At 51.9% G+C, this 15,901-nt stretch carries 9 protein-coding genes; 7 read left to right on the forward strand and 2 right to left on the reverse strand.

From position 1 onward, the window contains the following. Nucleotides 1-73 precede the first annotated feature (73 nt). The 4 genes from AC0YNT_RS27535 (at nt 74) to AC0YNT_RS27550 (ending at nt 9,032) form a co-directional block, all read left to right on the forward strand. Entirely contained in the window at nt 74-958 is an 885-nt protein-coding gene (locus AC0YNT_RS27535) for a carbohydrate ABC transporter permease (protein WP_475807490.1), read from the forward strand. A gap of 91 nt (nt 959-1,049) precedes the next feature. Beyond that, nucleotides 1,050-1,787 carry a carbohydrate ABC transporter permease gene (locus AC0YNT_RS27540; protein ID WP_475807491.1) on the forward strand — a complete coding sequence of 246 codons (738 nt, stop codon included), beginning with the start codon at nt 1,050-1,052 and terminating at the stop codon, nt 1,785-1,787. A 141-nt stretch (nt 1,788-1,928) separates the two neighbouring features. Then, complete coding sequence (locus AC0YNT_RS27545) at nt 1,929-7,163, forward strand: cohesin domain-containing protein (RefSeq protein WP_475807492.1); 5,235 nt, start codon at nt 1,929-1,931, stop codon at nt 7,161-7,163. A 600-nt stretch (nt 7,164-7,763) separates the two neighbouring features. Beyond that, entirely contained in the window at nt 7,764-9,032 is a 1,269-nt protein-coding gene (locus AC0YNT_RS27550; protein WP_475807493.1) for an S-layer homology domain-containing protein, read from the forward strand. A 166-nt stretch (nt 9,033-9,198) separates the two neighbouring features. Here the strand turns inward: AC0YNT_RS27550 and AC0YNT_RS27555 are convergent, their stop codons facing one another. Both AC0YNT_RS27555 and AC0YNT_RS27560 read right to left on the reverse strand, forming a co-directional pair. Then, nucleotides 9,199-10,953, reverse strand: coding sequence for a sensor histidine kinase (locus AC0YNT_RS27555; RefSeq protein ID WP_475807494.1), 1,755 nt, complete (start codon nt 10,951-10,953; stop codon nt 9,199-9,201). Continuing rightward, a complete protein-coding gene (locus tag AC0YNT_RS27560) occupies nt 10,950-12,506 on the reverse strand; it encodes a helix-turn-helix domain-containing protein (RefSeq protein ID WP_475807495.1) in 1,557 nt (518 codons plus the stop codon). The genes AC0YNT_RS27555 and AC0YNT_RS27560 overlap by 4 nt, the downstream gene beginning before the upstream one ends. 167 nt (nt 12,507-12,673) lie before the next feature. Between AC0YNT_RS27560 and AC0YNT_RS27565 the strand changes: the two genes are divergently transcribed. From AC0YNT_RS27565 to AC0YNT_RS27575, 3 genes are all read left to right on the forward strand, one after another. After that, a complete protein-coding gene (locus tag AC0YNT_RS27565) occupies nt 12,674-14,029 on the forward strand; it encodes an extracellular solute-binding protein (RefSeq protein ID WP_475807496.1) in 1,356 nt (451 codons plus the stop codon). 89 nt (nt 14,030-14,118) lie between these two features. Beyond that, nucleotides 14,119-15,033 carry a carbohydrate ABC transporter permease gene (locus AC0YNT_RS27570; protein WP_475807497.1) on the forward strand — a complete coding sequence of 305 codons (915 nt, stop codon included), beginning with the start codon at nt 14,119-14,121 and terminating at the stop codon, nt 15,031-15,033. Further along, nucleotides 15,034-15,852, forward strand: a complete 819-nt coding sequence (locus AC0YNT_RS27575) for a carbohydrate ABC transporter permease (RefSeq protein WP_475807498.1) — start codon at nt 15,034-15,036, stop codon at nt 15,850-15,852. It begins immediately after the preceding gene. Nucleotides 15,853-15,901 lie beyond the last annotated feature (49 nt).

The following is a 15,901-nucleotide window of genomic DNA, read 5'->3' on the forward strand; positions in this document are numbered from 1 at the left end:
ATGCGATAACAGCTAAATCCCCTTCGACTACACCGGGGGGGATTTAGACACAAATTAAACGGTGGAGAGAGCGATGAACAAATACTTTAGCACCAAAATGTCCATATTTGTGTTTGCTTCCCCGGCCTTGCTGCTGTTTACCGTATTTTGCGTATACCCCTTGCTGCCGGAGATCTGGATGAGCTTGCATAATCATGACGGATTTCGAAATTTGGGTTTTGTTGGTTTAGATAATTATAAAGATGTGATGGCTTCTCCATCCTTTTGGACCGCTCATAAAAATACGTACCTTATTGTAGCCATCTCCTTATTGCTTGGGCTTCCCCTATCTATGATGCTATCGCTTTTTATGGATGCGCAAACACCAAGGTTTCGTCGATTCTTCAAGACGGCGGCGATGTTTCCCGCTATCTTGTCGGTTACGGTCGTTGCCCAGATCTGGCTGGCGTTCTACGAACCGAATTGGGGATTGTTCAATAGCATTCTCCGTTCTCTCGGTTTGAGCTCCTGGACGCATTCGTGGTTAACGGAAAAGAAGATGGTTATGCCAAGCATCGGGTTGACATTCCTGTGGCAATATATCGGACTCAACGCGATGCTGTTTTATACGGGTATCAAAATCATACCCAAAAGCTACTATGAAGCGGCTTTGATCGACGGCGCCAATTTTGTTCAAGTTTGCTTGCGAATTACGATCCCCTTGCTGCAGAATGTCATCAAATACGTACTTATTCTGTCTACGTTAGGCTCGATGGCCTTCTATTCGCATGTGCGAGTCATGACGGCAGGAGGTCCGGGCGACACATCGAGGACGGTCATATATCAGATGTATTATATGGCATTTGATACTTCCGAGTTTGGCAAAGGTACTGCGATCGCCGTAATTTTTATTCTGGAGTGCCTATTAATCTCCTTTATCATTCAAAGGTACGTAGCTAGAGAAAAACTGGAGTTTTAAGCTAGGGGGGAGCTTTCTGAAATTATTGAGTCGAGTGTTTTGGGTAGCCGTCGGGTGCACGTTTTTGTTTCCCTTGTACTGGATGGTAACGATGTCGATGAAGTCCAAAAGCGAAGCTTACGACAATCCCTTTGGCGTACCGTCTTCCTTGGATTGGCTGAACTTCAGCGAAGCGTTGTCCAAATATCATTTTTATACGTATTTCGAGAACAGCTTGATTTATACGGCAGGCACAATTGTCATAACGCTCGCAACGGGAAGCATGCTTGCTTACTGTCTTAGCCGCATGGAGTGGAAATTCAATTCGGCGATGCTGTTCTATGTTTCGATGGGTTTAATCGTCCCGATTGAGGTCGTCGTTATTCCTTTATTCCAGCTGGTTAAAGCGCTGCATATCAAGAATAGCTATTTAGGTCTTATCTTGCCGTATTCCGGCTTTGCCATCGCTTCCTGCGTGCTGATGCTGTATGCCTTTCTCCGTTCGCTGCCCAAGGAGCTGGAGGAAGCGGCATGCATAGACGGAGCAAATGTCTATCAAACGTATATAAGAATCATATTCCCAATCGTGATGCCGGCGCTGGTGACGCAATGCGTCCTAATCTTCATTCGGATCTGGAACGAATTCCCGCTTGCTTTTATTATTGCCTCCAAGGATCAATTTCGGCCGCTTACCGTGGGATTGCTTGGTTTCTTTATCAACGTGGGAGTGACGGATTGGGGCCTGATTGGCGCGAGCATGCTGCTGTCCAGTTTGCCTATGATCATCGTTTATTTGGTAGGCAACGAGAAGATCGAGAATGCTTTGACAGCCGGAGCTATTTTGAAGTGAATTCGAAGAAAGAGGAGGGGACACGGCTCAATAAACGAGTTTTATTTATTTATTGATAAATAAAACGAAGAAGCAGGCACTCCTACCGCTCAGGCTTATGCAGTAATGTGTAGTTTATTTTACTTACATCCAAGGAGGTTTATGGAAGTGAGAAAAAGAGCATTCGTTTGGATTATGACTTTCGTAATGGTATTTTCCATGCTGCCCTTTTCAAGGTCGGTAGTCTCAGCTGACAGTGCGCCGAGTACGACGATCTATGTGGCTGCAAACGGCAATGATAATACGGGTGACGGAACAAAAGAAAAGCCGTACAAAACGGTTGCCCAGGCAAAAGCGGTAGTAAGGACGCTGCCTAAGTCCGGCGGCGATATCGTCGTTCAAATTGCGGATGGATTTTATTCGCTTGACGAAACCTTGACTTTTAGCAAGGAGGATTCCGGAAGCGCAAGCAGCACGGTTCGTTATGAAGCGGCACCGGGTGCGAAGCCGGTAATCAGCGGCGGCGAGATGCTTGAAAAAGGCGTATGGACAGAAGCGGATGGCCTTACCCAAACGGGCGGTTTAAAGGCGTATAAAACGACTCTTAACCGGAACGAAAAGCTGCGAGCGATCTATGTAAACGATAAGCGCGCCAACATGACTCTCAGCCCGCAAATCATTTCGGCTAACAGAACCGTCACTGGAACCCCCACGGTCAGCTTTACTTCCGCTGATAACCCTTGGGCGTGGCAGAACGGCAGCAACATCCGGGCGGGTATCGTATTTGATGCCAGCGTAGGTCTGACGGAGGAAACGAAAAACCCCCAAAACATCGAAGCCGAAAGCATGGGCGGCTCCACCGCCAGATGGGCAAGACCTTTCGTCACCTTCGCGTCGATCGAACAGGCGCCGGCAGCGAGCAACAAACCAGGCGGCGTCATGCTCCGGTTCCAGATGCCGTATGGGGCGATATCGCAGTCTTTGAGTAATAACACGCAATACAATCCAGGCAACAATCAAGTCATCCGCAACGCTTTCGAGTTCTTCAACAAACGCGGAGATTTCTATTTCGACCAGGCGGAAAGCACGCTCTATTACATCCCGCTTGTTGGCGAGGATATCAATACCGCCGACGTAGTCATTCCAAAGCTTGAGACGGTCCTCGACATAAGAGGAATCCCGGTAGGAGACCGGTTGAACCCTATTGAGGGTTCGGATGACGGACGCGTCAAAAACGTAACCTTTAACGGGCTGACTTTTGCCCATACCGACTACAAACTCTTTGAACTGACGGGCACCTATACCCTTAGCGACGGATCCGGTCCGGTAACGACCAGCTCCCGCGGTTACGCGTCCGTTCAAGGCTCAATCGTGAACAAAGTTTATTTCCCGAGCAGCATCAACTGGCATGAGACTTTCTACCGAGGGTATGACATACCGCCTGCGGTCGTTATGATCAACGCGGCGAGGAACATTAAGGTACTGAACGGCGAGATCGGGCTTGCCGGCTTTAACGGCATCCACGTGGAAAACGATGTCAAGGATATCGAAGTCACGGGCAACTATATCGTGAATACGCTCGCTTCCGGCATCGTAATCGGACATCCCCAGCATATCTATGAGAACGATGAGCCGATTAAGCAGGAATCCAGCGTTTCGGTCTCTGGCACGCCGATAAGGAACTGGGCCGGCGTTAATAGGGAAAAGTTTGCGGCGGGCACGGAAGCCGTACCGGAGAATATTTACATCACCAATAACTTTTTGTACAGAACGTGCTACGGATTCCCTGGCGCCAACGCGTTAGCCTCTTTCTACACAACGAACATGCAGGTCATGCACAATTACATTTATGACACCACTTACGGCGCTATGAGCATCGGCTGGGGCTGGGACGAGTATGACGGGTTCGGCTTTACGGCCCAAGGTACGAACAAGACCGGCGGCCCTTACCATGGTACGCACGAAACGAGCATCGCAAGGTCTCCAGTCATTTCAACAACCTCGAGAAATAACAAAATAAACTATAACCGGATAGAGGAAATTTGCACGGTAGTAAACGACTCCGGAGCCATTTACTCACTGGGACGCCAAGGCGATCCGGGTAATTTGCCGGGCGGAGGAACTTGGGACACCGTCAACAATTTGACTAACGACCCCGTCACCGACAAGAATAGCAACTGGAATCCTGACAACTGGACGAATTTCACCGAGATGAACTACAACTTCCTTAACCCGAATCCAACGGATAAACCAACAACCTCCAACAACTGGACAAACGGATTCCATCCCGACGAAGGCAGCACGTTCATCAAGATGCTTGGCAACGTCGTGCAGTCTAAGCTCTCCCATGCCGCGGGTCAAAGCCGTCTTTTTGAATTTAACAACTGGAAGCGCAAGAGCGATATGATTGCCGCCCAAGGTTACGTGGACGGGAATAACAACCAGAACGGCGCTCCTAGGATTATTAACGACAATTACAAAAGCGAAGCCCGCATTTGGCCGGTTAAGGGCAACGAAATCGTGTTGAATTCGGGCCTTACGAACGAATACGCCCATATGATCCCTAGAAGCCTTATCGCGGATACCGAGTTTGAGCTGGCTTCCAACGTCATCATGGGTAAAGGAGAAAAGCTGAATCGCAGAGGTCTGCTAAATGCCCAAGACACGGTCTGGCTTGCGCCTGCGAACACAACGGTCTTCAACGAAGGCAATAAGATGACAAAAGCTGCCGGCGATGAAAAGTCAATCAAAGCGCCGTCTGCAGCAGGTGAATACAAGCTCTATATCCAATACGGAGACGGCAGAAATACGGCTACTTCCAAGTATACGGTATACGTCGACCAGAACGCGTCAGCGATTAATGTGACTGACGGGGAAAATTACGAAGTTTCAGCGGTAATGCCTCTTGAACTGACTTTGAGCAAAGACTACACCTATACGCTGAGCGGCAATCCCGTTGTGAGCGGGTACAAAATCGCCACCGAAGGAAGCTGGACCTTGGTCGCCAGCACGCCGACGGAGCCGAATGCCATAACCGTCAACTTTACCACGACCGTATCGGTGGCCAACAGGCTGCTCCCGGCGGATGTATCGGTAGCTCCGGGCGGGCAAGTAAGATTTGCTCTCGATTTGGATGACTCGACTAAAAAGATATGGATATCCTCGTCGAGCGGAGGACATTTCGATGGAGGCGACGATGAAACCGTAGCTTCCGGCGACATGCTCGGGATGACAGCGCCAATGTTGCCTGGTCCGTACATTATTTACGTACTGGCAGCAGACGGCGAAGTACTGAGTCAGTCGCACGCTCGCGTTGTGGTGAGCGATAAGACGCCTGCCGATATTCCTAGAAACGGTCTTGACTTATGGCTAAAAGCCGATGAAGGCGTGGAAAAAGATAGCAGCGGCAACGTAATCGGATGGACAAATATGGGAAGTGTCCCGGCGAAGCTTGTCCCGGCGAACGTTCCCGGCAGCGGCGGCGATAATCTTGGAACACCAACCGGCAACCCTGCTTTAAAGAAAGATGTATACGACTATGTGGAATTCGCCGCGAACTCAAGACCGCTGAAGGCTGCGGGCTTTAAAGATTATAACGGCAGCACGCAGATGACGATATACACGCTTGTTAGACCAACAACCACAGCCAACAACTCTAGCGACCAAAATGGCCTTGTTTATTTCGGATTGAATGAAGCTTACCAAACATGGGCTGCCAATGACGGCTGGAGCGGCATTAATCTCGGCGTGGGAACAAACAGAGTTAACATTCGCTTTGGTAACGCGGATGGAAGCGTATCGGGCGGCGGACAGCAAATTGCGACAACTGCCACGGACGGCCTGGTCAGCGTGCGCGCTCAGCTAGATGGAACCAATAGAGCCGTTTACGTAGACAACAACGTCATCGGTACCCCTGGTACCAATGCCAAGGCGCTTACGGGGAACAAATCGGATCTAGGCGTAGGCTACTCGATGGCGGCTGCAACTCCTTTCCGTTTCATGGGCAGAGTCGCACAGATTCTGATCTACGACAGGGTGCTGACAGCTGACGAAATTTCGAAAGTAGAAGCTTACTTTAACGAGGTCAAAGCCGGTCGCGGCGGTTCCGCGAACCCTATTACCCCAGTGGCGGTCGATAAAACGCTGCTGACCTCCTTCATAGGGACCGTCAACAACCTGGATGATACGCTTTATACCATTGATTCCTGGAACACTTTTGCAAGCGCTTTAAGCGAGGCTCAAGCTGCCGTTGCGAATAGCGGAATCGGTCAGGAAGCAGTGGACAATTCCTATTACGCGCTGCGCAGCGCGTTCAAAGCGCTTCAACTGGCCGAGGAGCTGGAGATTTCCGGCGAAGCCGGCGCGACCTCCATTGCGACGAAAGACGGCACGCTGCAAATGCTCGCAAGAGTGCCCGTCGTATGGTCGGTAACCGCGGAGGACGGTTCGGAGACCCATGCGGCGATCATCAGCGAGACGGGATTACTGTCGGCCAAAAAGAACGGCGTCGTGAAAGTAACGGCGAAAGCCGTCGGCTCCAGCTTGAGCGGCAGCGCGCTAATTACAATCAGCGGTCAAGAAGGCGCGCTGCTGAGCGGACCGGCTTCCGTTGTATCCGGGGAAGCCTTCAAAATAAACTTTGGTTTGAACAACTTGACGTCGGACGTTTATGCGATCGATCTATCCGTTCGTTACGACCCTGCGAAGGTGGAATACGTGTCGGGCATCTCCCTGGTAGACGGCTTCTCGATCGTGCTTGACCAGGAAGGCACTTCGGGCGGCGAAGCCAACATCCGATTCCTTGCGGCAGGCGCAGGCCAGGCTATTTCCAATACCGATAAACTGTTGGAGCTGAGCTTCAAGGCCAAAAACGCCGATGCAACTGTCGAGCTTAACGCTATCACGGTCGAAAACGTAATCATCTCGGACGGCGTCACCGAAACGCCGGTTAGCTCGACCAGCCATAACGTCAAGATCGAGGTTACCGACAAGACGGCTCTAAGAGCGGCCATTGCTACGGCCGACAGCCGCTTGACCGCCGCGACAGAAGGTTCGTTCCTTGGACAACATGCGTCAGGTTCGAAAGCGCTGCTGCAAACGAAGCTGGCTGCGGCTAACGCTGTGCTGGCCGATCCGATCCTAACCCAAGCAGGAATTGAAGAAGCGGTAGCGCAGCTGACGGCAGCGATATCCGAATTCGACGGATCGTTAAAAACGCTGTCCGGAGCAAGCGCGTTAACCATCGGAGATTTGGCGGTTATCGGAAGATATTACGGGCAGAGCAACGCGGACGTCAATTGGCCGCTGTACAAGGCGCTCGGCATTACAACGCCGCGTCCGATCGGGGTGCAGGATCTGGCGGCGGTCGCTTACCGCATCATGGGAAATCCGCAGTAAACGAATCTGGTCCATCATTTAACGATGGGCAAATTAGTTCGGGAGGAGGCGTTTAAGCGCCTTCCTCCCCTATCCATTTGGAAGGGATGTTGGCGAATGATACATACCAAGAGGAAGAGCGCGCTGAGAAATATCCAACTCGTCTGCTTAAGTCTTCTGCTGGCCGGCTCGATTCTGTTGAGCGGGTTTTCCTTGGCGGCCGATGTCGCTTACGCCGCACCGTCGTATACGGTTTCCGCCTCGAACAATGAGCCGGTCACCGGCCGTGAAGTGAGAGTTCAAGTGATCGGTCAGGAGCTGACCGACGTGTACGCGACGGAGCTTCAAGCGACGTTCGACACCGATCATTTGCGATTCAAAAGCGCATCCAGCGACCGATTCGGGTATGCCGTTGCGCCTGCCGTAAAAGGCAGCCAAATTGTACTGGCGTTTACGAAGGTTGGACCGATAGCCGGGGAGTCCGGAACGGTCGTACTGGCGGAAATGGTTTTTGAGGCGACGGCATTGGGAAGCGGGACGGTCGAGCTGAAAAAAGTAAAAACCGTGGACAGCGCAATGAACGTCGCCGATCACGACGCGAACGCGATTGCGAGCTTGAAGGTGGTAGCGGCGCCGAGCGATCCTGGCCCGGGCACTAACCCGGGAAGCAATGGAGGCTCCGGAGGTGATACGCCTGCCGTCATTGCCGAAGAAGGCGGTAAAGTCGTTATCAAGCCGACGCCAAAAGTCGACGGCTCAACGGGCAGGGTCGCATGGAAAATCGACGAATCGACCTGGCTGAAGGCTGTCGCCAAGGCGACGGCAGCGGGCGGAGGACTCAAAAAGATTCAATTGGCATTAACCGCGGTACCAGGCAGCACCTCTCACGTGTTGGAACTGCCTGCTGTGGCGTTTAGTGCTTCCGCCGAGGTCGTGCAAATCGAAATTTCCACGCCGCTCAGCACGGTAACGGTGCCAAGCAACATGTTCTTGGGCGGCAAGCTGTCTTCGGGCGATATCGAATTTCTCATCCAGCAAGCCAACATCGGAGGATTGGACGAAAAACTGCGCGCGCAAATCGGCGATCGACCCGTTATCGATTTGAGCGTTCGCAGCGGCGGACAGGAGATTTCATGGAGTAATCCGAACGCGCCGGCAACGATCAGCATCCCTTATAGTCCGACAGCGGAGGAAAAGGCAAATCCCGAGCATATTACGGTCTGGTCTATTGACGGGCAAGGAAACGCGATCGCGGTACCAAGCGGCCGCTACGTTGCGGCGACAGGGTCCGTGCTGTTCCAGGCCACGCATTTCGGCAAATTTGCCGTCGTATTCGTGCAAAAGACGTTCGATGACCTGGGCAAATTCGCTTGGGCCAAATCGGCCATTGAGGTAATGGCTTCCAAAGGGATCATCAACGGCGTTTCCGCGACCGAATATCGGCCGGAGGATTCCGTGAGCCGGGCGGATTTCGCGTTGCTGCTCGTAAGAACGATGGGCTTGCAGGGAGCGAAAGGCGAGACGTTTTCGGATGTGGCGGCTGACGCGTATTATGCCGAAGCAGTAGCTGTCTTGCGCGGCATGGGTATCGCCACGGGTACCGGAGACAATCAATTCCGTCCAAACGATGCCATTTCGCGGCAAGATATGATGGTGCTGATCGACAAAGCGCTCTCGTACGCGAATAAAGCCGTACCTGCGCCAACGGAACCGTTAAGCGGGTTCAAGGATGCCGGCAGCGTTGCCGGATACGCCCAGGACAGCGTTGCCGGATTGATTCATGCGGGTTTGGTGAACGGATCGAATCAGAGCATCAATCCGAAAGCGTGGACAATGCGGGCGGAAACGGCTGTGTTGATGCATCGCCTGTACAACTATTTTTATAAATAAACACTTTAAATACGAATTACGTGACAACGAGCATGGAGATGTAGTTTGCATGACAATCGAGCATGGAAGAGCTTCGCCAGCGTTGAAACGTGGCGTGGTCTCTCCATGCTCGTTTTTTTTCGCCTGTTTAGGACTCCGGTAATTTTTATTTATTTGAACAAGATGATTACAGGTTATTTTGGTACAGCTTAGGAAGCCGAATCGAAACACGGGTACCCCGACCAACTTCACTATCAATCTGTACGGACGCATGGCTTCCGAATAAATGCTCTAGTCGCCTCTTCGTATTATTGAGCCCGATGTGCCTCAGGCCGATACTTCTCTTTTTCTCCTGTGTTTCCCAGATTGTCTGCAGCCGTTCCGGCTCAATACCGACACCATCGTCCTCGATTGTGAGGAGGAGCAGGCTTTCAGATTCAAGAGCGGCAATACGAATCGTACCGGGCTCGTCCTTTGGACATATGCCGTGGAAAATCGCGTTTTCGACAAACGGCTGAATCAGAATGCGCGGCACAAGACAATGAAGCGATTGATCATCTAACTCCCACTCCACCTTAAACATATCGGCGTACCTGTACGATTGAATGTCAATGTAATCCCTTAGCAGCGCGACATCGTCATGGAGCGGGACAAGCGAATCATCTCCACCCGTTCTTACCGCGTCCTGAAGCACTCGAATAAAAGCGGCAACCATGCGGACGATATCTTCATTCCCTTGCTTTTGGGCCATGTAAATAACGGCATTTAGTGTATTGTACACAAAATGCGGATTAAGCTGCGACAGCAGTAGTTCCATTTCGAGCTCACGCTTGTCTTTCTCGTGCTGGATCGATTCTTCGATGTGAGTCCTCAACTGGCTCGTCATCCGGTTGAACCCATTCCCCAGTTTTTCCATCTCATCACCTGTATTGATCTGTACGGATGTCTGCAAATTACCGCTCGATACAGCATTCATGGCGCTATACAGCCGCATAACCGGACGCGTAATGCGGAGGATGGCCGGAATCATAAGGGCAAGGATAAGCGTGGTGCTGACAAGCGTGAAGAAACCGAGCAGGTACAAGACGATCTTAGCCCGGTCGAACAACGACGATTGCGAGATGAAGGTGGCTAGCCGCCAGCCGGATGTTTCGAATCGGTCTACAAGCAGGTAACCGTTGTTCGCGCGGAATGCTCCTTCCTTACTCGCGGCATCATTAAGATCATTGACTAGGCTCGCAACCTCTTGGTTGTCGCCGTTTGGCTTCGCATACAACACGTTGCCGGAATCATTAAGCCAAGCCATGTTCACGAATGGACTGAAGTCGAGCAGCGACTGAAAATGGCTGTAGTCGAGATTGACGATAAACTTGCCAATCGTCTGTCCTGGCTTCTCGATGTCCCGCACCGTCACGACATAGCTGATGATTGTCGTCTCGGAAGTTGGTTTCTGGTCTGCAAGCATAAGGTGGGGTTCGGTGAAGCCGTACTCAGCACCTGACTGGACGAAGTTCAAGTACCACGGCTCCTTCAAGCGCTCGCTAAAATACCCGTCGTTTCCAGCTGCGTTCCAAAACACGCGTCCGTCAGGGAGCACAATCGCGTAGCTGGTTACTTCCTTGCGGAGGCCTTTATAGCCATCGACGAACTTGAACGTGGTCTGCATCATCTTAAACTGATCAAACGTGTCAAGCTGATCATATGTTTTGTAGAACTCCTGCAGCTGCTCGGCAATGATAAGCGTTAATGTAAATTTGGAAATGTCATCGGACATATAGTCGAGCTGGCGAACTGTCTGGCTCAGCTTCGCTTTGTCCTCCGCCATCATTTGACCGATCAGGATATGATTATAGTAGTAGTATGTAAAGGCGATGGACAGCAGGAAACTGACGGCGGCGACGATAACGATTCTCCAAAAAATGACGGTGCGAAGTCTGGTCATCGGGCCTGCTCCTTTGCACGGAACTGATGGGGGAGAACGCCTGTCAGCCGTTTGAACACTTGACTGAAATGCTGGGGAGAACGGTAGCCGACGCGAGCGGAAACTTCCGCCATTTTGGCGTCCTCGTGCATGAGGATCAGTTTAGCCTGCTTAATTCGGTATTCGGTCAAGTAATCAAGGAAAGTGCGGTTTAGCTCTCGCTTGAACAGTTCGTGCAAATATCTAACGCTAATGCCGATTGCGAAAGAGACATCCTCTACCCCAATCTCGCTTTGGAAGTTGACATGGAGGTAGCGTAGCGCCTGCAACAGCTTTGGTGACAGCTGTTTGTGGGCAGCCGATCCTTGCTCGCGCAGCTCTCCGAAAGCACGGATAAGTCGCTCGCGTATATCAGCTATATGGTAAAGGGGACCGGCCGTTCTTGGTTCTAGCGGATCTGCTTCGGGAAGTCCCGCTGCCGCAAGTCGTTCGCGATACAGGGTGGTCAGCGCACGGATGGCTTCGTACAAACCGTTCAAATCGCATTCCGGTCGTGATAGACTGTCGAACCACTCTTTGATAACGCTTTCAAAACTGCCGTAATCCTCTTGCATTAGAGAGGATGCCGCCGCGTCAAGCCACCGGCGACCACTATTCACATTTACAGGTGCCATTCGTGCCGGCAAAGGAAGATCATCCGCACATGCTAGAGCACCACGGCCAGAGAATACGGTATGTCGCGCGGCGTCTTCCAGTTTACGGATTAAGTCAGGTAGATGCGCAATATCGGTACATTCGAAAGCGAAATAGAGTGAGAGGGTATGACCAAGCCGATCTTCGAGCCCACGCTGCACTGCCGATGCAAGCGTGAAAAAGGTATCACGCTGCAGAGGTGCGTTTTTGTCGCACTGTTCGAACAACGCAACCAGCCGACCTGCTCCATGCGTGAATTCTCCAATTAACTCCCAGTTCGTTGATTTCTCCGCATGCTTAAATTCTTCCTTCCATCCCGTAGTTCCGTTCGTATCGTGAGTTGCCGTGACGGCTGGGATTGTCGTGAATGGTACATCTGCCTGCAAGAGGAGCGCGCAAAGCGGCGGCCGCGCGATATGTCCGCCGTACCTTGCCTGCTGACCGGAGGCGAAAAACGCTTCCTTCAGCTGCTCGGAGCGGGAGAGCTTACGCTGCTTTTCGCTCATCTCCCATGCGAGCTTTGCTTTCGCAAGCTCTTGTATAAGCTTGTCTCGATCAACTTCGTGTTTGATCAGGTAGCTCGACACGCAGCCTAGCGAAATCGCCTGACGGGCGTAATTAAAATCCTCGTAAGCGCTCATTACGATGAATTTGACCCCCCATCCGCGCTCGGCCACCGCGCGGATGAGCTCAAGCCCGTCCATGACCGGCATACGGATGTCCACGATCATGATCTGGGGACGGTGCTCTTCACAGAGGCGAAGCGCGCTTCTTCCGTTTGTTGCCGCCGCTGCGATTTCATATCCGTTCTCTTCCCATGGGATCAACGTTCTAATATGATCCAGCGCAATACGCTCGTCATCCACCAATATGATCTTCATCGAGGGCAGCCTCCCATGTCATAAGTGACTCCATTATACTCTACATATTTGGGGCGGTGAAGCAAAGTGCAGGATCCCGACCAAAAGTGCAGTTTTGTATTGTTTACGCTTTCATAGAGACTTGTATATGATGAGAACGTAATCAAAAACCTAAGGGAGGCTTTCGGATGCGTCGTTCGAAATGGGGAAGAGGAATCGCGCAGGCAATGACCACTTTGCTTCTAATCAGTTTGCTTGCCGCATGTTCAGGCGCGGGTGGAGGCAACAACGGAGGAAACAACAAGACAAGCGCCCCAGCGGCAGAAACAGAGAATAACGCTGCTGTAGAAGACGGCGGCATTAAGGAGCTTTCAGGGGAGTTCGTGCTTTGGACCTGGGAGCCGGAACATCCGACGGCGATAGCGGCCTTTAACGAGAAATATCCGGGGATCAAAATTAAGCGGGTGCAGGTCGAAGCGGCAGATGTGCCGAAAAAGCTGCAGACGACGATCGCCTCAGGCGGCGAGCTGCCGGACGTTATTCGGATCGAGCGTGGGCAGAAGGCAAAGATTTTCAGCATGGATATTCTCGAAGATCTGGAAGCAGACCCCTATATGGCGGATCGGAATGTGTTATTCGAGTATGACGCTCCGGCATTCTCGTTGAACGACCATCTGGTTGCTATTCCGGACGATATGAGCGTTGCCGGTGTTGCCTACATCAAGCCGTTAGCCAAAGAGTATCTAGGTACGGACAATCCCGAAGAGATGGAAGCGATGCTGCCGAACTGGGACGCCTTTATCGACAAGGGCAAAGAAGTTCTGGACAAGAGCGGCGGTAAGGTCATGATGTTCCCGAGCCTTGGCGGGGTTTACGATATCTTGAAGGGCCAGCGGGATCAGCCGTACTTCGAAGATAACAAATTAAACGTTCAGTTGCTCCAAAGCGTAGTATCCCGGCTCGTCCAGTTCCGCGATGCGGGCATTGTAGACAAGCTTGACCAATGGACGCCGGCCTGGAACGCCTCGTTTGGCGGCGACAAATATTTATTTACACCAAGCCCGGTATGGATGCCGCAATATGTCATCGGACCAAATGATAAGAAGCCCGATCGGTGGGCACTTATGGTAGCTCCAGAGGGCGGCTATATCCGAGGCGGCTCGTCGCATGGTATTCCAAAAGGCGCGAAGAACGCCGACCTCGCATGGAAATGGATCGAGTTTACTTCGATGTCGCAGGCAGGCGCGGAAGCGCAGAAGAAAGACGGTGTATTTACCCATTTCAAGGAAGCGTATCAAAATAAAGAGTTCTCCAATTGGACATGGGAAAACTTCGGCAGCCAGGATATCGGGGAGAAGTTCTTCGTTGACATCTCCGGGGTGACGACCGACGTAGCCGAGAATGTGAACGACCAAGTGCTCGACGAAGCCATGAGCATTGTGCTGCAGACTCTAGCGAAGGATAAAAGTTTCGGCGTAGAGCAGGCGATGGACCGGATTCAAAAAGAGCTGAAGGCGAAATTGCCGGACATCACGTTCGGATAACGGCTCGCTGGATGCGGCAGAGACGCTGGGAGCGGCCGGGCGGCCGCTCTTTGCGCTTTCCGCGGGCAATATAAACGATGGGAGTGAGAATGATGGATGCCGTGAAACGAAGATGGGTGCCGTATTTATTTCTGTCGCCGTATATGTTGTTCTACGTGGTCTTTGGCCTAATTCCAATCCTGTTTTCGTTCTATGTAAGTCTGACGAGTTGGAACGGGATCGGTAAAAAATCATTCGTTGGACTGGACAACTATGCGTTCCTGTTTAACCCAGACTCTTATTTCTTCACATCAGTCGGAAATACGCTGCTGTTCGTAGGCGTGTCGCTGCCGCTTCAGATGGCTTTTGGCCTGGCGATCGCCGCGCTGCTCTACAGCAAATTCGTGAAGTGGAAAGCCTTTTTCCAGCTCGTCAATTTCCTGCCGTACATCGTCACGCCGGTTGCGGTTGGACTCATGTTCAACCTGTTGTTCGATTGGCAGGCTGGTTTCGTCAACAAGCTATTGCTCGAATTTGGTCTCATCGACGAAGGGATTTACTGGCTTGGCGAACCAATCTATGCGCGTATCGTTATCGTGCTGATGTTGTTCTGGAAGGGATTCGGCTACACAATGATCTTCTATCTCGCGGGGCTTGCAAACATCCCGAAAGATTTGCATGAGGCGGCTGCCGTCGACGGGGCGACCGGCATGAAATCATTCTGGACGATAACTTTGCCACTGCTTCGCCCGGTAACAACCTTTGTTGCCATTACGGGGATTATCGGCGGCTTCCAATTGTTAGAGGAACCGATGCTGCTGCTCGGCGGCGCTGGAATGGGATCGGCATCGGCGGTCATCGGCGGACCGGAACGCTGCTGCCTGACAACCGTCTGGAATATGTACGATACGGCATTCGGAAGCACGACCCGGTACGGATTAGGTGCGGCGATTGCTTATGGGCTTTGCCTCATTATTGCCCTGTTCTCGTTTATTGGCACCAAGTTCTACAGGGAGGACACTTAAATGACGACACGATCTCGTACCATTACGGCGACGGTCAGTATCGCTCTGCTGTCGATCGTCGCCTTGCTGCCGTTTTACATTATGGTTGTCATGGGCACCTACAGGAATGAAGACCTTTTTACGAAAATCGTACTCATCCCAGGAAACTACCTTGTGGAAAATTTCAAGACGGTAGCGGCGAGCCGGTTTGATCTGGCCTACTGGAACAGCTTTATCGTTTCGGCAGTCAGCACAGTGTTGTCGGTGTTCGTCAGCGCACTTGCGGGTTTTGCGTTTGGGAAATACGATTTCCGGCATAAATCGAAAATATTCGGAGCCGTTCTGCTGACGATGATGATTCCGGGCCAGCTTGGCCTCGTTGCGTATGTCATCGAGATGCGCTATCTGAGCCTGTCCGATACCTTGATGCCGCTCATCCTGCCTTGGGTGGCAAACGCATTTGGCGTATATTGGATGACGCAGTTCATTCGCGGCGCGGTACCAGCGGAGGTGATCGAAAGCGCGCGGATCGACGGCTGTTCGGATCTCGGGATCTTCTTTCGGATCGTACTGGCCTTTATTTATCCGGCAGTAACAACGTTGTCTCTGCTTGTCTTCCTCTGGTCGTGGAATAACTACCTGCTGCCGTTGATCGTCATCAACAAGCCGGAAATGTATACGATCCCGCTTGGCATCACGACGCTGGGGTCTGCATACAGAACCGATCTTGCGGCTCAAATTCTGGGATTGTCGATCGGAACTTTGCCGGTGCTCGTTCTATTCGCCATCGGCTCGAAAAGCTTCATTCGTGGCCTGACGGCAGGATCGGTTAAGGGATGACGTCGAAGCTTCTTCTTATATAAAAATAAACGAGCCTCCGGAAACTGAA

It is taken from the genome of Paenibacillus sp. J22R56, assembly GCF_056269375.1.

Bases quoted from the DNA above. Each gene is read 5' to 3' on its own strand.
- AC0YNT_RS27570 (WP_475807497.1), top strand. From the start codon at position 14,119: ATGATGGATGCCGTGAAACGAAGATGGGTGCCGTATTTATTTCTGTCG.
- AC0YNT_RS27535 (WP_475807490.1), top strand. From the start codon at position 74: ATGAACAAATACTTTAGCACCAAAATGTCCATATTTGTGTTTGCTTCC.
- AC0YNT_RS27575 (WP_475807498.1), top strand. From the start codon at position 15,034: ATGACGACACGATCTCGTACCATTACGGCGACGGTCAGTATCGCTCTG.
- AC0YNT_RS27565 (WP_475807496.1), top strand. From the start codon at position 12,674: ATGCGTCGTTCGAAATGGGGAAGAGGAATCGCGCAGGCAATGACCACT.
- AC0YNT_RS27555 (WP_475807494.1), bottom strand. From the start codon at position 10,953: ATGACCAGACTTCGCACCGTCATTTTTTGGAGAATCGTTATCGTCGCC.
- AC0YNT_RS27540 (WP_475807491.1), top strand. From the start codon at position 1,050: ATGTCGATGAAGTCCAAAAGCGAAGCTTACGACAATCCCTTTGGCGTA.
- AC0YNT_RS27545 (WP_475807492.1), top strand. From the start codon at position 1,929: ATGGAAGTGAGAAAAAGAGCATTCGTTTGGATTATGACTTTCGTAATG.
- AC0YNT_RS27560 (WP_475807495.1), bottom strand. From the start codon at position 12,506: ATGAAGATCATATTGGTGGATGACGAGCGTATTGCGCTGGATCATATT.